The organism is Microbulbifer maximicatervae (SeqCode) (assembly GCF_056232625.1).
On the sequence record NZ_CP174324.1, the window covers coordinates 2,125,441 to 2,146,362 of the forward strand.

A 20,922-nucleotide genomic window follows, 5' to 3' on the forward strand; every position below is an offset into this window, starting at 1 on the left:
TCAGGAAGGACTATTTGGCCACTTTTTTTCCCACCAAGGCATTGTGCCAACTCAATATGTTGAAAAAGGATTGTTACTGTGCAAGAAGAAAGCGCGACCATTTCTGCAAGTAAACTTAACGATAACACTTACCCTTTGGTGGGACCTCAAGTGGGGATCTGGCTGGCCGATCAGCTTTCGGAAAGCAGTAATGCTTTCGCCGTAGCTCAATATGTGGAGATACACGGCGCAATTAATGTAAAACTGCTGACAAAAGCTATTCATATTGGATTAAGTGAAGCTGACACGATTCATGCAAAATATCACCAGGAAGATAACGTTCCGGTCCAACAGCTCCAGTCAGCACCAGAACCTGAATCCTTAAACGCTGTAGACTTCATAAAAATTGAAGATCCGCTTGATCCGGTGGCTGCTGCAAAATCTTTGATGCTCAATGATATTCAAAGTGAATTAAGATCAGATAGCGAAGCCTGCCTCTATCATCATATTATTTTTCAGTTACCCGATAGTTCAAATGGGAAACACTTTCTCTGGTACCAGCGCTATCACCATTTAATGGTGGATGGCTTCAGCTTTACCGCCCTCACTAAAAGAATCGAGAAAATTTATAATGCACTTATTAATGGTGCACCCATAGCCAGCTCTCCATTTACGGGGTTTTCCGCAGTCATTGATGAGTACCTAGAGTATGCCGAATCGGAAAAATTCAAACAGGATCGAGCCTTTTGGGCAGAATACGCCAAGAGCTTGGCAGCACCACTGACATTGTCGAATAAGACTACCAGCTCGCTCGACAACGCCAACAGCCTTGTGCATCGCCAAAGTATTTCGATGGCTCGAAGTTTAATTGAAAATCTAACCCAGCTGACGGACGCAAAGAAACTGTCGGTGGTCGACCTTGCCACAGCAATGATCTTTATTTATTTATCCCGAATATGTGATAGCAATAAAGTTACCGTAGGCTACCCATTTATGCGGCGTATGGGCTCCTCCGCGCTTAACTCTACAGGCCCCGTTGCTAATGTACTGCCATTACAACTTGAAATCAGTGCCGAGCAAAATATCTTTGACATTGCCCGATCTCTATCCAGGGAGTTACGCAAAATCCGTAAACATCAACGCTACGAATCCGAGCAGCTACAAAGAGATCTTGGGCTGGTCGGCTCACACAGGCGTCTGTATGGTCCCACTATAAATTGCAAAATCTTTGACTACACACTCAATTTTGATGGGGTCCCCGGTAAAACCTACCAAATAGCAACAGGCCCCATTGAAGATATAGAGTTTTCAATTTACTTCGGCAAAGAAACAATAACTATTGAACTCGCAGCCAACGCTCATCGATACAGTGAAAAGGAGCTAGAACTCCACAGACATAGAATCAGCGATCTCTTTGTTCAGGCTCACCATAATAGCCACTGTTTATCCAGTGAATTCTCTCTAATACCTATCGGTGAAAAAGGTCTTATCGACAGCTGGGCTAAAGGCATAGAAATCACCAACACTGAAAATCATATCAGTGTCTTGGATATTTTTTTACAACAAGTACACACTCGCAGCAATGAAACTGCCTTGGTTTTCGAGGGACAGGAAATTTCATTCAGTGAACTTTCACTACGCGCGCTAAAGATTTGTGCTTCCTTACAGAACAAGGGAATAACACCACAGAACATTGTTGCCGTGGCTCTGCCAAGAACCGTTGACTCTATTGCCGCCATCCTGGCAGTGTTCTACTCTGGTGCCACATACCTACCGCTCGACCTTACGCACCCGGATGAGCGTATTGCTATTATGTGTGACGATGCGCAGCCGGCACAGGTTATTACATTATCCAATCATGCCCACAGGCTACCATCCTTTGTTGACCAACTGCACCTGGATACAGCGGCGCTTGCCACCCCCAAAACGTATAGCGACCAGGCATTGATTAATTCTGGGGAGCAGAGGGCCTATATATTTTATACCTCAGGTTCTACCGGAAAGCCTAAAGGTGTAATGGTGCCTCACGGGGCGCTCCTTAACCTGGCGCTGGCCCTACAAAAGGAAATTTTTGCAAATGCCATTGAACACTGTGCCAACACCCGCCTAAAGGTAGCACTGACTGGCTCATTTTCATTTGATACATCCTGGGACCCAATTCTTCTTATGATGCTCGGCCATGAGCTGCACTTGTTTGGTGACGATGCCAAACGAGATGTTTATGGGTTAATCGATTCTATCCGCACATTAAAAATAGATACTCTTGCCGTCGCTCCATCATTGGCTACTCAACTAATGGAAGCCGGACTGATGGATGAAGGCCACCATCACCCGACCTTGATGGATATTTGCGGGGAGGCCGTATCTCCAGCCTTATGGTCTCAATTACAACAGTTCCCCAAACTGCAAGCGTATAATATTTACGGCCCCACAGAATTCACCGTCTATGCGACCAGTGCACAGGTATCCACAGATCTGGCGGAGCCGGTTATTGGTAGCCCGCTAGCCAACACCGAAGTTTATGTATTGGATAAACGACTGCGTCCAGTTCCCATTGGTGTCTCCGGCGAGCTCTATCTCGCAGGGGACAATATAACCATTGGATATCTGCGCCGCCCAGAAACCACTGCCAGCCGCTTTGTAGCAAACCCCTACCGCCCCGGTAAAGTTATGTACTTAACTGGGGACTTGGTTCGCTGGGGCACCCATGGAGAATTGGAGTTTATCGGGCGCTGTGACAACCAGGTAAAAGTACGCGGATTTAGGGTTGAGCTCGGCGATGTAGAAGCTGCGTTTTCATCTCTCGATGAAACCAAAGAAGTGGCTGTAATTGCCAAACCAATTGCTACAGGAAATCAATTGCTTGCTTACTGTACGCTGAAGACACCGTCAAACGGCAATAAGCAGGAGATTGAGAGCCGACTTATACAACAACTGAACGATCAGCTACCAGATTATATGGTGCCTGCTAGCTTAATTATTCTCGAAGAGTTTCCTCTAACTGTGAGTGGCAAGCTCGATAAAAAAGCCTTGCCAATGCCTTCTGCGACGCCTCAAAAAAGTTCAAGAGCGGCAATAGGAACCGCTGAGAGACTTGTGTGTAGCGCTATTGCGAGCACTTTGGAGATCGACAATATTGGAGCAGAAGATGATTTCTTCCAATTGGGAGGAGACAGCATTTCAGCAATGCACCTATGCACGGCAATGCGCAAAGCTGGCTACGATCTGCGCCCAAAAGAAATTTTCAAGTTGCGCTCTGCTGAGCAGATTGCCCTCAATCTCACACCTTTAGAGAAGCAATCCAAAGAGATTTCACCGGCGACATTGGGATTACCCCTGGTTGAAGCAGAGACTAAATATGGCCCTCTGACCGCTGTACTCCCTGTGCTTCCCCTGCAGGAAGGTCTACTGTTCCAGACCCAACTGGGTAGCGAGGAAAACTCCTATAGCTTTACGACAAAATTAACTCTCGAAGGCGAACTGGATATCTCCCGGTTGGGCCGAGCCCTAAACTCCACTTTAGCGAAGCACCCTCAACTAGGAGCCCTATTCGACTGCGAATCCTGGGATGCCCCTCTGCAGCTTATCCCCCAAATCAGTAGCGATGCCGATACTGCTGGAAAATGGCCTTTGACAGAAATTGACTTGAGCCAGCTACCAGAACCACAGCAACAGGAGATGCTACTTAATCTGGAGCTGCAGCAGGCCGGGCTGCATTTTGATATTCGTATGCATGCCGAAACCCGTACACCTCTGCTACATGCTCATGTTGTAAAAACATCAGTGGAAAATTACGCTCTGCTAATCACTGCACATCATCTGGTTATCGATGGCTGGTCGACTCCAATTCTATTACAGGACCTGCTTGAAGCTTATCGGGAGGATACCGGGAAAGTCACATCAGAACCTAACCGTTACAATCCTGTTGTAATGGAACTGTCTAATAAGGAAAAACAAAATACCATTAAGCATTGGGGAGACCTTCTCAAAGGTGTCACCCCCACTATCGCGTTCGCAGAGAGTCGCGATAAAGAAACAGTTCATGAAATAGAAGTCCCCCTTTGTGCGCACTTACACAAACAGCTCAATAAGCTCTGCCAACAGGAAGGACTCACGTTCAATACAGTGATCCAGGGTGTTTGGGGCGCAATGTTGGGATCAATAACCGGGCGCAATGACGTAGTATTCGGCAGCCCAGTTTCTGGACGATCCAGTGCGGTAGATGGGATTGATGAGGTGATTGGTTTATTCAGTAACACCCTACCCGTTCGTGTCCAGTTACAACCTCAACAACCCCTGATCAAGCAGCTGCAATCATTGCAGGAGCAACAAATCGCACTGTTTGATCATGACGGGATTGGCCTGGGTGAAATCCAACGTATTGCCGGCACAGATACCCTGTTCGATACACTTCTGGTTGTGGAAAATTATCCGGCCGACGAAGCTCTGATACAGCAGAATCACGCCGGGATTCATTTAAATGCAGTTCAAAATCGCGGGTTTACTCACTATCCACTGACACTATTAGTATTGCCTGGAGAAAAACCTAGAATACTTTTTGAATATCGGGATGCGGTTGTCAATGCTGTAAACCTTGTTCATCGATTTATCGACCTGCTTACACAGGTTGCCGAAAATCCAGAACAACCGTTGGCTGCCATGTCCCTGCAGACGGACACTGAGCGCAAGCTTCTTGAAAGTATCAATGACACCAAACAGACATTTGATCCTGTCACTTTACGCGATTTATTAATTAGGCAAGCTCAAGTTAGCCCAGATGGTAGAGCGCTCACAGACGAAAGCAGCTCCTTTGACTATCAAAGTATGCGTCAAAGTGTTCGCAGTATTGCTGCACAACTCAACGCTCACCACGTAGGTCGCGGCGATATTGTCGCCGTGACTGCTGAGCGTAGTGTTGAGCTCAGCCTCTCCCTACAAGCTGTAATAGAAGCCGGAGCCGCTTACTTACCATTGGACATTAGCTACCCGGATGAACGCTTGGCGCTCATGTTGGAGGATGCTAACCCCAAACTGATAATTGCTGGAGAAAATCAGGTTCACCGATTTGGTGAAAATTCTGCGGTGCCCTGCACCGCACCTGTACTAGCTATTGAAAATCTTCTCCAGCAGTCGTCACCCAATGAATTAATTGCTGTGGAAATTCGGCCGGAAGATCCCGCTTACCTGATTTACACGTCAGGGTCGACAGGTCGCCCCAAAGGTGTTCTGGTTTCCCATGAAGCCATAGTGAACCGGCTGCTTTGGATGCAAGCGGAATACAATCTCACAGAAAATGATGTAGTGCTGCAGAAAACACCATCAAGCTTTGATGTCTCAGTATGGGAGTTCTTCTGGCCACTGATCCGGGGGGCAGAGCTGGTCATGGCCCCACCGGAAGCACACAGAGATCCGGAGCATCTACTGCAGATTATCTCCAAATACCAGGTAACAACCATGCACTTTGTACCCTCAATGCTCGCAGCTATGGTGGACCACCTGGATAGCCAGCCATCTTCAGTACCTCTTACCAAGTCGCTGCGCCGGGTATTTTGTAGTGGCGAAGCACTTTCGAAAGAACTTGCCTCTGCCTATGCAAGTTACTTTAAAGCGCCTTTGCACAATTTATACGGCCCTACTGAGGCCGCTGTTGACGTTACATACTGCCCCGCTGATTTAAGGTTAAATCTTGGAGAAGGTACGGGCATACCTATCGGCAAACCGGTTTGGAATACCCAACTGAGGATTCTCGATCAATTTTTACGCCCGGTAGGTATCGGTGTTCCCGGAGAACTCTACCTAAGCGGTATGCAGCTCGCACTCGGTTATCTCAACAGGCACGGCCTGACTGCCGAGCGGTTTGTAGCCGACCCCTATGCAGTAGGCGAGAGAATGTATCGCACCGGTGATGTCGTTCGCTGGATGCCTGATGGTAACGTTGAATATCTGGGGCGCAGTGATGATCAGGTTAAAATTCGTGGACTGCGAATTGAGATTGGTGAGATTGAACAAGCGCTATCTTCCTTGGAGGGAGTGAGGCAGGCTGCCGTTCACGCCCGCGTATTGAGCCAAAGCAAAGCGACAGGTGATAACCGTCAATTGGTCGGTTACGTAATACTGGATAACCCAGAAAAGTTCCCGGAGACTCTTAGCCCACTTTTGGATCAGCTGGCCCAATCCTTACCGGCACATATGGTGCCGTCAGCATTGGTTGCTGTGGAAACGTTCCCACTCAGTGCCAATGGCAAGCTCGAAAGAAAAGCACTGCCAGACCCAGAAAGCGATAAAACTGATTCCGGCCGTCCACCCAGTGAAGGGGCTGAGCAAATTATTGCCAATGCCTTCTGCAAGATGCTGGACTTGGAATCCGTAACAGCAGAAGCGAGCTTTTTTGAGCTTGGTGGTCATTCACTACTGGCTATGCGGCTGGCTGCAGAACTACGCCAATGCTTGTCCCTTCCAGTAACAGTAGGACAAATTATGGTATCTCCTACTGTTGAGGGACTTGCGGCGGTATTGACCGATGAGAATTTGCGCAAAGATCCTGAAAAAGCGGGCTTTGGCAATATTCTTCCGATTAGGGCTGGAACAGGTACGCCGCTGTTCTGTATTAACCCCGGTTCAGGTTTTTCATGGCAGTACACCGGATTCCCCAAATACCTTGAAGGAAACTGGCCGATTATTGGCCTTCAATCACCGCGACCTAACGGCCCTGTAGCTATCAGTGAATCGATGGACGAAGCCGTTGAGCGCTACTTACAAACCCTCTTAAGTGCACAGCCCAAAGGCCCCTATCACTTAATGGGTTACTCGTTTGGCGGTACTGTTGCCGTAGCCCTGGCATCCAAGCTGACGGCACTCGGCCACCAGGTAGCTTTTGTCGGATTATTCGATACTTATCCACCTGAAGGCCAGGAATGGAAACGACCCACAGAAGATGAAGCCAGGGAAGAAGTAGAGCGCGAGAAACGGCAATTCCTCAGCGCAGCTGAAGGCGAATTTGCCGATGAAGCAACACTGGCAGAGCAGACCAAAATGTTTAACGATATCGTAGCGAATTACGATGATACTGTACGCCTGCTATCGGATGCAGACACCCAACCCTATTCTGGTAATGTGCAATTATTTGTTGCGGAAAAGACACTGCCTGAAGGTTGGGACGTAGATAAGTGCTGGTCTCCATTCCTGAATGACATGCAACAACACCGATTGCCTTTTGCCCATGACGATATTCTATCGCCGACATCTCTTGAAGTGCTCGGGCCCCTACTCAACGGTATATTGGCAAAGGTTCCAACTTTAACTAAACAGACAGAAAAAGCAGATCCCCAAGAGGCTGTAACATCCCTATGAACCGTTCACTATTTATGAGATTTGACTTGCTCAAGAGCAATGCAAACTTCCGCATGATCTTTATTGCCAGGATGATTTCGATTATCTCTCTGGGGATGTTAACAGTCGCGGTGCCGGTACAAGTCCATGCAATGACAGGCTCTACTATCCAGGTAGGAGTCATTATGGCTCTGGAAGGTATAGCCATGTTTATTGGCTTGCTGTGGGGAGGTGTGCTCGCCGACCGCCATAACCGCCGCACACTGATTTTGATCGGACGCTCCGGTTGCGGCTTGGGTTTTGCTGCATTAGCTATAAATTGCTTCTTTACATCACCCTCACTAATAGCCCTGTATGCTCTTTCCATTTGGAGTGGTTTGTTTGGTGCAATTGGTATCACTGCATTAATGGCCTCAATTCCCTCAATTGTAGGCAAAGAGAATCTTGCCTCTGCCAATGCTTTGGGCATGCTCACCGTACGTATCGGTACCGTTATCTCGCCGGCAATTGGCGGATTGATTATTGCCGCCACTGATATCAGCTGGAACTATACTGCGGCCTCCTTAGGTACTTTTGCCACGCTGATCCCGCTGACCCGATTGCCCTCCATGGCGCCAGGAAAGCAGCCGAAAAAGCAACCTCTAAAAGCACTAGCTGAGGGTTTTTCATTTTTATTCCGTCATAAAATTGTTGGCAGTGCGATTGCAGTAGGGACATTGGATTCCCTGGGCAAAGGCATCCGCGTTCTATTCCCCGCAATGGTTACCGTTATTTTTGGTGGAAGTGCATTCGAAATCGGCCTGATGTATTCTGCTGTGCCCTTAGGGGCTATGTTGGGTGCCCTAACCAGTGGCTGGGCGCCCCAATTAAAACGTCCCGGTGTTGTTTTACTACTCACTTGCACCCTCTCTTTTGTTGCCTTGAGCGGTCTCACTCTCGCTAACCATCTCTATATCGCTTTAGTTGCACTAGTCGCTTATGGCTATTTAGGGGCTATTAGTTCACTAATTCAGATTACTTTGGTTCAGAGTCATACTCCTAACCAATTACAAGGAAGAGTTAACAGTCTCTGGGCAGCCCAAAATGTAACCGGCGATACTTTTGGCGCAATGGGATTCGGCATCTTAGGCAAGCTGTTTGCCCCAATGGCCGGTACTCTCTACTTTGCTGCTACAGCAATTGGCATTACTGTTGCTATGTCCTTGGGATTCAGAAGTTTGAAGGACGCTGTATTTATTAAAAATAAAGCGCAAACGCCTCCTCAAAGCCCCGTCCCGAAAAAAGAAAAAATGGAAACTGAAGCCACAGCATTATGAATTGGGAATCCTCTTATAAAATTGACAACCCGATACCCAGCTTTTTAGGTGGATACAAGGTGATGAAGTCCAAGTACTTTACGGGCCATATGGTAGAGACTACTTTTTGCCCAGAAAGGTATGACGATCAGTTTTTCTCTCACTTGAATATTCCTTTTCCAAGTTCATTAGTAAAAGCCGTCCCATCACGACGAGCTGAATTTCTTGCTGGACGAAGCTGTGCTCACCTTGCACTCAGAGAGCTAGGTGTGCCAGTGAGAGAAATCCCTATAGGTATAAACCGCTGTCCAGTATGGCCGGAGGGAGTACAAGCCTCTATTACCCATGCAGGCAACCGAGCAATCTGTGCAGCCAGCACTACTTCTCAAGGGCTTGGGATTGATTATGAAACAACTATTGCCGCTAAAACTGCTGAAGAAATCAAACGCAATATAGTCAGTGATTCAGAAGAATCCCTACTTTCAGAGAGCGGTTTCCCTCAAGAACAGTGGTTGACTATGGCTTTTTCCATTAAAGAAAGCCTTTTCAAGGCACTATATCCTCTAGTTGGAAAATACTTTGACTTTCTGGATGCTGAAATTACAACACTGTCGCCCCTGCAGCAAAAATTAGAACTGAAAATTTTGCGAGATCTCTCATCCAGAGTTCCCAGTGGAAATACCTACACTGGTACATATCATCCACATCAAGACGGCATATTGAGCATCGTTGAGTATTAGTCAATCTCGACAATAACAGCGCTATCTCAGTTAAAAGAAAAGGACCATTCTATGTCTGACGTTCCTGCTATTTTGAGCGCACGGACTCATATGCAACTTCCGGGTAATGATGAGCTAATCCGAAAAATGCCGTGCCCATCTACTTCCGCTTTAACTATTGAACGAACCCGTAATGAGATTTCCCGAATATTGCGAGGGGAGGATGATCGACTTTTGGTTGTGGTAGGCCCGTGTTCAATTCATGACCCCATCGCCGCACTAGATTATGCGCAAAAGCTGTCCGAGATTAAGCCCCAGTTTGAAAGTAACCTCTGCCTGGTAATGCGGACCTATTTTGAAAAGCCACGTACCACCATCGGCTGGAAAGGCTTTATTTACGACCCCAATTTAGATGGCAGTGCCGATATGCATACTGGGCTCACTATGGCTCGGGAACTATTGCTTAATATCAATGCTCTGGGCTTGGGAGCAGCCACCGAATTTCTTTGTCCTTTGAACGCACTATACATCGCAGACCTGATTTCCTGGGGAGCCATTGGTGCCCGCACCACAGAATCACAAACACACCGGGAATTAGCTTCAGCACTTCCTTGCCCTATCGGATTTAAAAATAGTACCGACGGAAATATCAAAGTTGCAATGAATGCGATTCAAGCTGCCCAATCACAACAGATATTCTGCACCACGATTCGCAATGGAAAGTTTGAAGCAGTTCAGTCTACAGGCAACTCTAATTGCCACTTAATTCTTCGCGGAGGAACAATACCCAATTACTACCCCGAAGACATCGAACTAGCGATATCCCAACTTGACTCTGTATCGCTACCGGCCGGCATTATGGTTGATTGCAGTCATGGCAACAGCCAGAAAATACACAGTAATCAAATAGTTGTTGCGGAATCTCTCTGCGATCAAATCAGCACAGGGCAAAGAAATATTTCAGCTGTAATGATTGAGAGCTTCCTCGAAGAAGGAAGCCAAAAAATTCTCCCCTGGGGCAAGATGACCTACGGACAATCGGTTACTGATGCTTGTATCGGCTGGAAGGATACTTATCAGGCGTTAGAGATGCTTTCTGAAGCCGTTGTCAGACGTCGCCATCTATTTACCACCTCCCACAATATGGGAATGGAATTAAATCAAAGTGCTATGTAATAGTATTTCAAGAATATTTAAGCTGCCATTACTTCACTGGCATGGCAGCATTCCAAAATACCGAAGATTGCGTACATCTCCACTAGATTCATAAACCATTAGCCGCAACAATTTGAATTCTCTACTTCCTGCCTGCTACTCTTCAGGTGCAATTACACTAAACTACCTTAGCCATAAGATAGACATCAGCATACTCACCATTTCGAAATGCATAATTTTTTGCAGTGCCTTCGACCTCAAATCCATACTTCTTATATAGACCTACAGCCTGTTCATTATCAGTATAAACCTCTAACTCTATACGGCGAACGGCAAGCCAGTTAATAGATAAGTTGAGCATTGCCTCTAAAAGCTTTGAGCCAACCCCACTCTTTTGATGCTCTTCACTTACTGCCATACCTATATTTGAGACATGCTTTCGCCTTGGATTCGAGAATACCTCCATTCCAATTTGACCGACGATCATCCCATCCAGGACAGCTACGATGCTATAAAAGTTATCGGGGATATTCCCCAGAAACTTTTCCCATTTATCTATTGAAGGGTATGGGACTTGAAGTGTTCCCGCATAGCAGGAAGACTGAGCATATATATCTTTAATTTCAGGAATATCTTCTTTTCTACTATGTCTAATTTCTATACTCATGGACCCACTCTCGTATCACTTAATATAAATTCTACCAGCTTATTAATTTCGGTAGAGATAACTTTCCTATTCTGACGCATATCCACAACCACGCCCCCACCTGAATAAATTTAGCGTCTCTCAAAAGCTGGATACGCATTTGCTCGTATATTCATTGTCATGCCTATAGAACATACAATCTTACTCGTCCGCCCATTTCTATCTGTAAAACGGTGAAAGGTCCATCGCAGTACAGCTGGCAGTTAAGCTTGAGCCGAGAATGCTTTGTGATATACAACCTCTCCACTTGGAAAATCGTCATCAAACGACAGTGCCTGGAAGTACTCTACGGGTACATCAGGTAAAACCAGCCCTTCAATAACTTTGAAGCCAAAACGCCTGTAATAAGCAGGCTCTCCCAGTACAACGCAGCCTGCCGCACCTTGTTCTTTGAGGTCAACCAGGACGCTCCGAACAAGCTTTGAGCCAACTCCTCTTCCTTGATACTCAGGTAGTACTGAAATCGGCCCGAGCCCGAACCAGTTGGCTGAGCCATCAGAAATAACAACTGGAGAAATGGCAATGTGGCCTATAATATCTTCATCCACTTCAGCCACCTTTGATATAAATAATGCGTCAGCTTGGCGAAGGGCCTTCACGATAAACTGCTCAGAGTGATCAGTATACGGAGCGTCCCGAAAAGCCAAGGTAGTGACTCTGTGGATTGGCTCAATATCTCTTTTACTCTCTTTGCGTATCTGAATATCCAAATTTTGCTCTCTCTAAATTTTATAAACTATTTTCCCTGCTTTGTTATATTGAATTTTTTTCTTTAAATTGACACTCTTTCTGTCTCCCACAAGTAGATTACTTTTTGAGTAAATTCCTACGATTCTTGATTCATCTGATTTGATACCTTAACGCATTACGTAACAGGCATAGAATATGACGCAACTTGTTCATGCACCTTCTTTTTGGCCGACGATGAAAGCTGATAAGCTGCCAGGCCATACCATATCAAAGTAACTGCCACCCAAGTCCTTTGTGTCACTCCTTTGTATTCAACAGGCATATATCCATAACTAAAGAACCAAAAGAAAACAACGTGAATCAAGGTTACAAGTACACATAAATCCTGGAATTTCTTTGAGATATAATAATTGCGCATCTCTAAAGCAAATATAACAGGAACAACCATTAAGATACTTGTTAGCCCATATACATCATGTAATGGGCTATTCATAATAAAGAGCCCCGCAAAAATCCATGTCACACCAAATGCAAACATCGTTAAAAAAGTAAATTTAGCCTTTGCGAGTGACAAACAAGGCAGAGAAAATATACACATAGAAAGACCAATCAATATATCTGTAAGTCTATGTGAATATGAAAAGAAAGGTGATTCCAATGCTAACTCACTAATATGCTGAGTCACAATACTATAGCCTGGCAAAAACAACCCCAAGAAAATATTATACAGTGCAAACACAGGTATCAGCATTGCCTGCCTAATGAATATCAAATCCCGATTACCCAAAACTCACTCCATCTTGTAGAAAAATTAACATCCACATCTCAGACAAGCCAGCGCTACCTGACTGCCCAATGCAGGCTCATGTGATCGAAAAACACGGCATCAGCTTATCAAGTAACACCCTACATTGTGACGTAAAGTTGCCGAGAATACGCATGGTAGCGATTTATAGCCAATAAGGCATTTTCCAGGATACTCTCTTCAACACTATTGCCAAATAAGAGCGCGTACCTAGAATTCTCCGAATCTTGTATTTTGAACTCGTACTCAATATCGAAGTACTCAGCTAAAATATCCTCGATATAATCGAGATGATCCCAACTGAAAAGCTCTAAACACATGCCAAAATCTGGATCACAGGAAATTCTAAGTTCTTTCAATAATGTCGATCTATCTACCATAGTCACTTAATGCCAATCACTCATGGGGAGGCTCGAAGCGCTGCCCCCAAGAAAGCATAATAGCGTTAGTACTTACCAGATGCATTCTGCTTAACAGGAACTTCTGATCTGTAGTACTTCATATGCATATTTATCTAATTCATCTTCATTTGAATAAATATCAGGGTAAACTACCCTGTGCTCTTTTATCAATTTGAAAATCTTACACGTGGCTTTCTTGCTTTCACTATCTACAGACGGCAAGCACCCATCACTAGTCATGACAAATGTGTCAACTGACATTCACAGTATCTCTGAGTAACTGCTTAATTCCCTATGTCTGTTTCTACCAGCGTTCTATTACTACCTACTGAATTAATATATTTATCTTTAAGGGTATACAAAGAAGCTATTTGTCACACTGTACAAAGGTACCCCTAAAGACACCTTGCAGCCGCACAATATATCAACATTTTCCTCGTTTTTACGATATATGCAAATCTGTATAAGTCAATCCAGTTACACACATTTTACAATGGATGTAACCATCCCCCCGAGGTATTAGCAACAGGCGGAGACGGTACAGGCTACATTTAAAATAGTTAAAGCAGGGAGATATTAGAATGCTCTTTTCGATCCATCGCTATACTGGAGGACCTCTTGAATTTTACTACTTGCGCTATACCACTCTCGACAACCCAGAGTAGGAAAAAGAAGCCATTGGCTAGGCTGCGAAATCAGTATCCAGCAGCCTTATAGGGACCAAAGTTCTTACGATAAACAAGTAACGTTCGCTTGTAGGCGCAAACCCATTCACCATGTTGATTTTGAGCGCGGGAATATATGCTAAGCAACCCCTGTTCAGGCCTTGATTTTGACTCCCTTTTGGAAAGTATCTCAGATTCGAAGTATAAAGTATCTCCCACATAAACTGGCTGCAACTCACAGTCACTCATCTCCAAGTTGGCTACAACCTTTCCAAACGTCCTAGTTGTATGCGCCATTGCGCTTAAAACAAATGTCTCCAATACTCGTTGCCTATCACCATAAACTCGACGCGCATATACCTTATCAGTGATAAACGGGCTGAGATCGAATGAGCGAAGTGCATAGTCGACACAGCTAGCTTCAGTGAAGGTTCGACCTGGACGATGCTCGAATATTTGCCCCACTTCAAAATCTTCAAAGTCTATTCCGACCGTTTCTATATAAACGTTATCTTCTACTTCCCGCAAAAAATTAAATGACTCTTTCATTGAGGTCACCTAAATATGGAAAATGGAAATTTAGTAGCCGTTCGCAGAGAAAGGCAGGTGATTGCGCTTGAAGATCAACATGTCACACTGCATTTCGCAAATAGTCTTCTTGTCTTGATTCTTTCCATATATAACAATTTCTACCAGCCCCGCGTCGTCATACTCACTACCTGCCTGAACTTCGAGAACCTTACTCTCAGAATACAAGGTATCACCGCCATAAGCTGGTGCCACCATGGAAATTTTTCTCCAACCAACAATTTTTTTCCGTCGATTGTAGGTCTTCCAGATCAAGCCCATTAGCTGTTGAACCGCTAAAGTAGTATCGATTAACGGCTTACCGAATTCAGTTTGGGCGGTGTAACACTCATCAAAATGCAGCATGGCTTGATTTAAGGTCTTAATGCACTCTTCCTTATTATCATGCTGGCTAATGGTAACGCCGGGCCTATGGTGAAAAACCTGCCCTACCTTAAAGTCTTCAAAATCGAGACCGTAACGCTCTCGATAGCGATTTTTACCGGTTTTTATATACGCAGGAAAATGATAGCGGGGCATAGAAACCTCTTGCCTTACCGTAAGGCTCCGGTGAGTTTGGCTCTGCTACAGTACGGTCACAATCCCTTCGAGGCCGCCACAGTTTTTAGTGCCCGCTCAACCACGGGCATATCCACCATCTGTCCATCAACTACAAGAACTCCACCATGATTCTCTTTATAAGCTTTCAGTACTCGCTGAGCATGAGAGAGCGCCTCACTAGATGGTGCCAACCCTTGGTGAATCGGTTTAATTTGCTTTGGATGGATGGCTATTTTTCCAGAAAACCCCAGGGCGGAGACCCTCTGTGTTTCCTCAATTAGGCTTCTTTCATCATCCAGCTCCAAATAGGGGCCATCTACAGCATCAATGCCTGCAAATGCGGCAGCCTGAACCAGCCGCCCCCTGCCATATAAAAGTGCATCCCAGCTCATATCTGACCCCACTGTTGCACTGTAATCAGCCGCGCCAAAGGCCAAGCAAACCACCTCCTCTACCTGGGCAATACTCAACGCATTCTCCAAACCTTTTGGGGATTCAATCAGGGCTATTATTCGAATCGTTTTATGGGAGGGGGCCATAACCTGGCAAAAACCAATCACTTCTTCTGCTGATTGAACCTTGGGAAGAATCACAACATCTGGCAGTTGCGGCAGATCCAGCAGCATCAACATATCCTTAATGCCGCAATCGCTGTCGAGCTGGTTGATTCTCAACGCGCGCTGAGTGGGAACAATATCCTTTCCTGTAAAGAAATTGACCACCTGCTCCCTTGCAGTATCTTTATCTTCCAGGGAAACGGCATTTTCCAAGTCCACACAGGCAATATCGGCTCCGCTGGCCATTGCTTTTTCATAGCGATCCGGCCGGGTCGCAGGGACAAACAGGACGCTGCGAAAATACTTGCTTCTGTTAATGACACTACCCATCTAGCGGCACCCTCTCAACAAATTGACAGATATCCGGATATCCGTTCCCGGTGCCCTTCTCTACAACTGGATTCCAAACCAATCAGTAGCTCACCCAAAAGACTAGCAACTCTGTATTAAATCGTGACACTCACCTTCAGTGAGCCCTACTTGTCAGACAGGTCACTAAAATACGGGTGACCGGATATTCCCAATATCTACCAGCCAATCCCATCGAATTTACAACTCCTGCTCTATGCTGAGGAATACGGCGTATCTATATTTAGTGGATTATTCCGACATGTTACCTCTCTCAGGATTGCGGATTGTGGCGGTGGAACAATATGGTGCAGGCCCTTTTGGCACCTTATATCTGGCAAATCTTGGAGCGGAAATCATCAAGGTCGAAGATATCTCCCACGGGGGGGATGTAGGCCGTACCGTAGGCCCTTACTTCTTGGAAAATGAACCTGGGGATAACAGCAGCCTTTTTTTCCAGGCTTTCAATCACAACAAACGCAGTTTATCCCTCAACCTGTCCTCTCCCCAAGGGCAGGAAATCTTGCACAAATTAATTCTTAGTGCAGATGCACTGACCGACAATCTACGGGGAGACGTACCGGGCAAGCTGGGTATTACTTACAAAACACTGGGAAAGCTGAACCCCAAGATCGTTTGCGCCCACCTGACTGCCTACGGCCGCAGTGGCGATAGGGCCAAGTGGCCGGGATATGATTACCCTGTGCAGGCAGAGGCAGGCTATTTCAAGCTAACTGGTGAACCTGACAGTCCACCTGCCCGGTGCGGCCTGTCCCTGGTGGATTTATCCACCGGAGTGGCTCTCGCGCTGGCCGTTGTTTCTGGTGTACTTAATGCCAGGGAAACCGGCAAGGGGCGAGATATCGATGTCAGCCTTTTTGATAACGCTTTATATAATTTAAGTTATGTAGCCATGTGGCAGTTAAATGCGGGGCACAACCAAAAGCGGGTGCCGCGATCAGCACACTTTTCCCTAAGCCCTTGTCAACTTTATAAGACAAAGGACGACTGGATTTACCTGATGTGCAATAAGGAAAAGTTCTGGAAATCCCTGTGTCAATGTATTGAACATCCGGAATTAGCTGACGCACCCAAGTTTGTAAATTTCAGGGAGCGCAGGAAAAACCAATCGGAGTTAACCGAAATACTGGATGAGATACTGTCAAAAAAAGATACCGCAGAGTGGCTAAAAATTTTAGCTAGCCAAGTGCCAGCCGCCCCGGTATATGACGTTGAGCAGGCGCTAACAAACCCCTTTGTTTCCGATACCGACCGCATCCAAACAATACCCGGTGATCACGGCAAGGATATTAAAATACTGGCGCCGTCAATTCGCTGCGATGGAGAGATGGTTAATTTCAAGCGGGCACCTACCCTGGGAGAGGACACCAAGGATATCCTGGCTGAGCTTGGCTATTCCGGGGCAGAGATAGCCAAGCTCGCCAAGTACGGCATCATTTGAAAGAACTATTGATCCTCGAGAAGCTGAAAGCCCTCTGCCAATAGTTGCACCTGCAATTGCGACCACTGATCCTGGGGGAGTGAAACTGGCACGGTGACATCACTGGCATATTCCGGCTGCCCACAACTCCCCTGATGACGCCCCACCAAAAAGCGCAGGCGAGCTTCCTGGGCAAAATCACAGCAAACCGAAACATACATTTGGGGAACAAAGGGCTGCAATGGGATATTTTGCAGCGCGGCACCTACCGCACCGCGATAGGCGCGCATCAAGCCACCCACCCCAAGCTTGGTACCACCAAAATAGCGGGTCACTATAGCGCCCACATTACCGACACCCTGTTTCAACAGCAATTCCAGCATTGGTCGCCCCGCGCTACCACCGGGCTCGCCGTCGTCATCTGCTTGCATTACTTCCGGGTTGGAAGGGTTGCCGATCACCAACGCGGTACAGTGGTGGCTTGCATCGGGATATTGAGCGCGGACAGTTTCCAGCTGTTGCTGAAAAGCCGCTTTATTCTCTACTGGCCCCAGCCAACAAATAAAACGGCTCTTCTTTTCTTCTGTCTCACTGACAACGGGAGATGAGGGAATCTGATAACTCACCGACAATATCGTCCCAGCGCTGGTTTTTTAATTTTTCGTACAAAGGCTGGAGCTTGGTCTGCCAGACTTTATTGTCGACAACGCCAACGTGTTTGCAGCGAATAGTTCCCTCGGAATCCACCAGGAAAGTTTCCGGCGCACCGAAAACACCGAGGTCCAGAGCCAAACGGCCATCTCTATCGGCGAGGCTATACAAGTAGGGATTGTGGAATTTTTCCAACCACTTGATTGCTGCCTCATCCTCATCTTTGAGGTTAACGCCAACGATCGGCACACCCTGCTCAGCCAGAGCATTCAAATAGGGGTGCTCTACCCGGCAAGCTACACACCAAGTGGCCCACACATTCATCAAATGCGGGCCATTGGGAAGATCTTTCTTCTCTACAATTTGGCTGTTATCCGCCACTTTTTGCAAAGAGAATTCCGGCACAGGTTTATTCAGCAGGGCCGATGGCATTTCCTGTGGATTCAGGTAGAGGCCCCTCCAAAATAACAGGGCCAACACGACAAATATTACCAGGGGCAAAAAGAGTTTGAGTCTAGACATTATCCTTTCCAACTATTACGCCGTAGCAACATTGCCTGTAACTTCTATATCTACAGGTTTGGCGGCTTTCGCTTTGCGATAGCGCTTATCCGCTACAGCAATAGCTCCACCGATCGCCATCAAAAGCGAGCCCAGCCAAATCCATACCACAAAGGCTTTGTACTGAAGTCGCACAGCCCAATCACCGCTTGGATTAGACCTGTCCATCGGCTCACCGAGGGCCACATAAATATCGCGGAAGAGTCCGGTATCGATCGCCGCCTCTGTCATGGTGTTGCCACCAGACAGGTAATTGCGTTTCTGGGGATGCAGCTCTGCAACCGGCTTCCCGTCCTTGCTGACATGCAATACACCTTCAAAAGCCCGGTAATTAGGCCCCTGAACCATACGAACACCGTCAAATTTGAAGTCGTAACCGGAAACCTGGAAACTGTCCCCAGCACCCATACGCACATCTTCCTCAATGCTGTAAACGGTAGTTAGTACTACCCCCAACACCGAAACTGCCAGGCCGATATGTGCGATATGCATACCGTAGTAACTGGCTCTCTGACGCTTAAGGCCGGCAAAGAATGAGCTGGAGTTGCGGGTTTTAGCCACGATATCAGCGATGCTGGAAGCAAAGACCCAGATACCAATAAAGATTCCCAGCGCCGCTCCCCAGTGGAAGTCTCCCAGGGCCAGGGTCCACAGCAACGCAACTACCAACGAAGCGACAAATGGCAAACGCCATGCGCTCAGCAGTTTGTCCCAGCGGCTGTCTTTCCAGTTGGCGCGCACGCCCATACCCACCAACAGGCAAAGAACAACCATCAGTGGCACGAAGAAAAGATTAAAGAAGGGCGGACCCACACTCACCTTGCCCCAGTTCATGGCGTCGGCCAGCAGCGGGTAAAGAGTACCGGTCAAAACCATGCCCATAATCAGCATCAACAGGATGTTATTGCCAAGCAGGAAGGTTTCCAAAGAGCGGAAAGAGAAAACACTGCGGGCGCTAACTGTCGGTGCGCGCAGGGCAAATAACAGCAGCGAAGTGCCGACAATTACAGCCAGGAAGCCCAGAATAAAGCTGCCTCGCAGTGGGTCAGTAGCAAATGCATGCACCGAGGTAATCACCCCTGAGCGCACCAGGAAGGTGCCGAGCAGGCTGAGACTGAAAGCGAAAATCGCCAGCAGGATAGTCCAGCTCTTAAACAGCCCACGCTTCTCAGTTACCGCCAAGGAGTGCATCAAGGCAGTCCCCACCAACCAAGGCATCAGGGATGCATTCTCAACCGGGTCCCAGAACCACCAGCCACCCCAGCCCAGCTCGTAATAAGCCCACCAGCTACCCAGGGCAATACCCAAGGTCAGGAAGCCCCAAGCCACAGCCGTCCAGGGTCTTGCCCAACGGGCCCACACCGCATCCAACTGGCCACCGAGCAGTGCCGCAATGGCAAAAGCAAAGGCAACCGAGAAACCCACATACCCCATATAAAGCAAGGGCGGATGGAAAATCATACCCGGGTCCTGCAACAGCGGGTTCAGGTCAGAACCTTCCATCGGTGGGAATGGCAGGGTGCGATCAAATGGGTTGGAGGTAAGCAGAATAAAAAGGAAAAACCCTATCAGCACAAAACCGAGTACAGATAAAACCCGCGCGGAAAGCTCTGGGGGCAGCTGCTTACCAAACAGCGCTACTGCCGCAGCCCAACCAGCCTGAATCAAAAGCCATAACAGGATGGAGCCCTCATGCCCACCCCATACAGCGGTAACTTTATAATAAACCGGTAAGATACTGTTGGAGTTCTGTGCTACGTAATTAACCGTGAAATCACTTTGCACAAAAGAAGTGGTCAGGCAGGCAAAAGCGATCAGAACGAACGCAAAAATACCCAGAGCCAGCGGACGCCCCGCATCCATCCACACAGGGCGCGATGAATAGCTACCGGCCATTGGCACTGTTGCGAGAGCAACCGAAAGCAGCAAGCCGACAATTAACGCAAAATGGCCCAGCTCAGGGATCATATTTTCGCTCCATCGGAACAACCTTCATGGGAAACCATGGTGTCGGCTACCTCAGGTGGCGTATAAGTTTCATCGTGCTTAGCCAGCACCTGGTCCGCACGCAGAACACCGCTTGGCATCAACTGGCCGGTAATCACTGCTGCTTCGCCTTCGGCAAATAGGTCCGGCAGGATTTTGTCGAAGACTACGGAGAGTTGAGCCTCGCCATCAGTAATCACAAACTGGACTTCCAGGCTATCAGTAGCTCGCTGCACACTGCCCGGGACAACACAGCCTCCCGCGCGAATCCGCTTTTCCATCGGGACTTCACCCGCTGCAAAGGCCTTGGGGGCATAGAAATAATCGATATTGCCGCGCATCGCATAGGCTACAAAACCTACTGCTGCACTGGACAATACCACCAGGACAAGTACGAGTATCAGGCGTTGCTTGCGTACAGGGTGCATTGTCTAAGTCCTACTCCATAACTATTTAATTCAGTTGCGCTGATAGGTTCTCCATCGCCCTATCCGCTGGGACCCGGC

General features: G+C 47.2%; 15 protein-coding genes. 5 read left to right on the plus strand and 10 right to left on the minus strand.

What is annotated here, in order from left to right:
* The first annotated feature begins 78 nt into the window (after positions 1-78).
* From ACJJI6_RS09140 to ACJJI6_RS09155, 4 genes are read left to right on the plus strand one after another with little or no spacing between them, the layout of a single operon-like run.
* Positions 79-7,329, plus strand: a complete 7,251-nt coding sequence (locus tag ACJJI6_RS09140; protein WP_475713192.1) for a non-ribosomal peptide synthetase — start codon at positions 79-81, stop codon at positions 7,327-7,329.
* The gene (gene entS, locus ACJJI6_RS09145) at positions 7,326-8,624 is read left to right on the plus strand and encodes an enterobactin transporter EntS (protein ID WP_445356040.1); all 1,299 of its coding nucleotides are present in this window, start codon (positions 7,326-7,328) and stop codon (positions 8,622-8,624) included. Before ACJJI6_RS09140 ends, entS begins: the two co-directional genes overlap by 4 nt.
* The gene (locus ACJJI6_RS09150) at positions 8,621-9,343 is read left to right on the plus strand and encodes a 4'-phosphopantetheinyl transferase family protein (protein ID WP_445356039.1); all 723 of its coding nucleotides are present in this window, start codon (positions 8,621-8,623) and stop codon (positions 9,341-9,343) included. Before entS ends, ACJJI6_RS09150 begins: the two co-directional genes overlap by 4 nt.
* Positions 9,344-9,394: 51 nt before the next feature.
* Positions 9,395-10,498: a 3-deoxy-7-phosphoheptulonate synthase gene (locus ACJJI6_RS09155; RefSeq protein ID WP_475713193.1), complete on the plus strand. Its 1,104-nt coding sequence runs from the start codon at positions 9,395-9,397 to the stop codon at positions 10,496-10,498.
* A gap of 157 nt (positions 10,499-10,655) precedes the next feature.
* On the opposite strand, the gene ACJJI6_RS09160 is transcribed toward ACJJI6_RS09155, so the two are convergent.
* From ACJJI6_RS09160 to ACJJI6_RS09185, 6 genes are all read right to left on the minus strand, one after another.
* Positions 10,656-11,144 (minus strand): GNAT family N-acetyltransferase, encoded by a 489-nt coding sequence (locus ACJJI6_RS09160; RefSeq protein WP_445356037.1) that lies wholly within the window; start codon positions 11,142-11,144, stop codon positions 10,656-10,658.
* Positions 11,145-11,386: 242 nt separating this feature from the next.
* Positions 11,387-11,893: a GNAT family N-acetyltransferase gene (locus tag ACJJI6_RS09165; protein WP_445356036.1), complete on the minus strand. Its 507-nt coding sequence runs from the start codon at positions 11,891-11,893 to the stop codon at positions 11,387-11,389.
* A 155-nt stretch (positions 11,894-12,048) separates the two neighbouring features.
* Positions 12,049-12,660, minus strand: a complete 612-nt coding sequence (locus tag ACJJI6_RS09170) for a DUF998 domain-containing protein (protein WP_445356035.1) — start codon at positions 12,658-12,660, stop codon at positions 12,049-12,051.
* A 1,114-nt stretch (positions 12,661-13,774) separates the two neighbouring features.
* Entirely contained in the window at positions 13,775-14,293 is a 519-nt protein-coding gene (locus tag ACJJI6_RS09175; RefSeq protein ID WP_413665113.1) for a MaoC family dehydratase, read from the minus strand.
* Positions 14,294-14,323: 30 nt separating this feature from the next.
* A complete protein-coding gene (locus ACJJI6_RS09180) occupies positions 14,324-14,851 on the minus strand; it encodes a MaoC family dehydratase (protein WP_444896647.1) in 528 nt (175 codons plus the stop codon).
* Between the two features lie 56 nt (positions 14,852-14,907).
* Entirely contained in the window at positions 14,908-15,759 is an 852-nt protein-coding gene (locus tag ACJJI6_RS09185; RefSeq protein ID WP_413665111.1) for an HpcH/HpaI aldolase/citrate lyase family protein, read from the minus strand.
* Between the two features lie 280 nt (positions 15,760-16,039).
* Between ACJJI6_RS09185 and ACJJI6_RS09190 the strand changes: the two genes are divergently transcribed.
* The gene (locus tag ACJJI6_RS09190; protein ID WP_475713194.1) at positions 16,040-17,239 is read left to right on the plus strand and encodes a CaiB/BaiF CoA transferase family protein; all 1,200 of its coding nucleotides are present in this window, start codon (positions 16,040-16,042) and stop codon (positions 17,237-17,239) included.
* Between the two features lie 5 nt (positions 17,240-17,244).
* Here the strand turns inward: ACJJI6_RS09190 and ACJJI6_RS09195 are convergent, their stop codons facing one another.
* From ACJJI6_RS09195 to ACJJI6_RS09210, 4 genes are read right to left on the minus strand one after another with little or no spacing between them, the layout of a single operon-like run.
* Entirely contained in the window at positions 17,245-17,844 is a 600-nt protein-coding gene (locus ACJJI6_RS09195; RefSeq protein ID WP_475713195.1) for an IMPACT family protein, read from the minus strand.
* Entirely contained in the window at positions 17,807-18,391 is a 585-nt protein-coding gene (locus ACJJI6_RS09200; protein ID WP_444896644.1) for a DsbE family thiol:disulfide interchange protein, read from the minus strand. The genes ACJJI6_RS09195 and ACJJI6_RS09200 overlap by 38 nt, the downstream gene beginning before the upstream one ends.
* 15 nt (positions 18,392-18,406) lie before the next feature.
* Entirely contained in the window at positions 18,407-20,398 is a 1,992-nt protein-coding gene (locus ACJJI6_RS09205) for a heme lyase CcmF/NrfE family subunit (RefSeq protein WP_475713196.1), read from the minus strand.
* A complete protein-coding gene (locus ACJJI6_RS09210; RefSeq protein ID WP_413665106.1) occupies positions 20,395-20,844 on the minus strand; it encodes a cytochrome c maturation protein CcmE in 450 nt (149 codons plus the stop codon). The genes ACJJI6_RS09205 and ACJJI6_RS09210 overlap by 4 nt, the downstream gene beginning before the upstream one ends.
* Positions 20,845-20,922 lie beyond the last annotated feature (78 nt).

What these genes read in the sequence shown, in the direction of transcription:
- ACJJI6_RS09155 (WP_475713193.1), top strand. Translation starts at nt 9,395, where the DNA reads ATGTCTGACGTTCCTGCTATTTTGAGCGCACGGACTCATATGCAACTT.
- ACJJI6_RS09205 (WP_475713196.1), bottom strand. Translation starts at nt 20,398, where the DNA reads ATGATCCCTGAGCTGGGCCATTTTGCGTTAATTGTCGGCTTGCTGCTT.
- ACJJI6_RS09160 (WP_445356037.1), bottom strand. Translation starts at nt 11,144, where the DNA reads ATGAGTATAGAAATTAGACATAGTAGAAAAGAAGATATTCCTGAAATT.
- ACJJI6_RS09175 (WP_413665113.1), bottom strand. Translation starts at nt 14,293, where the DNA reads ATGAAAGAGTCATTTAATTTTTTGCGGGAAGTAGAAGATAACGTTTAT.
- ACJJI6_RS09150 (WP_445356039.1), top strand. Translation starts at nt 8,621, where the DNA reads ATGAATTGGGAATCCTCTTATAAAATTGACAACCCGATACCCAGCTTT.
- ACJJI6_RS09185 (WP_413665111.1), bottom strand. Translation starts at nt 15,759, where the DNA reads ATGGGTAGTGTCATTAACAGAAGCAAGTATTTTCGCAGCGTCCTGTTT.
- ACJJI6_RS09190 (WP_475713194.1), top strand. Translation starts at nt 16,040, where the DNA reads ATGTTACCTCTCTCAGGATTGCGGATTGTGGCGGTGGAACAATATGGT.
- entS (WP_445356040.1), top strand. Translation starts at nt 7,326, where the DNA reads ATGAACCGTTCACTATTTATGAGATTTGACTTGCTCAAGAGCAATGCA.
- ACJJI6_RS09210 (WP_413665106.1), bottom strand. Translation starts at nt 20,844, where the DNA reads ATGCACCCTGTACGCAAGCAACGCCTGATACTCGTACTTGTCCTGGTG.
- ACJJI6_RS09180 (WP_444896647.1), bottom strand. Translation starts at nt 14,851, where the DNA reads ATGCCCCGCTATCATTTTCCTGCGTATATAAAAACCGGTAAAAATCGC.
- ACJJI6_RS09200 (WP_444896644.1), bottom strand. Translation starts at nt 18,391, where the DNA reads ATGTCTAGACTCAAACTCTTTTTGCCCCTGGTAATATTTGTCGTGTTG.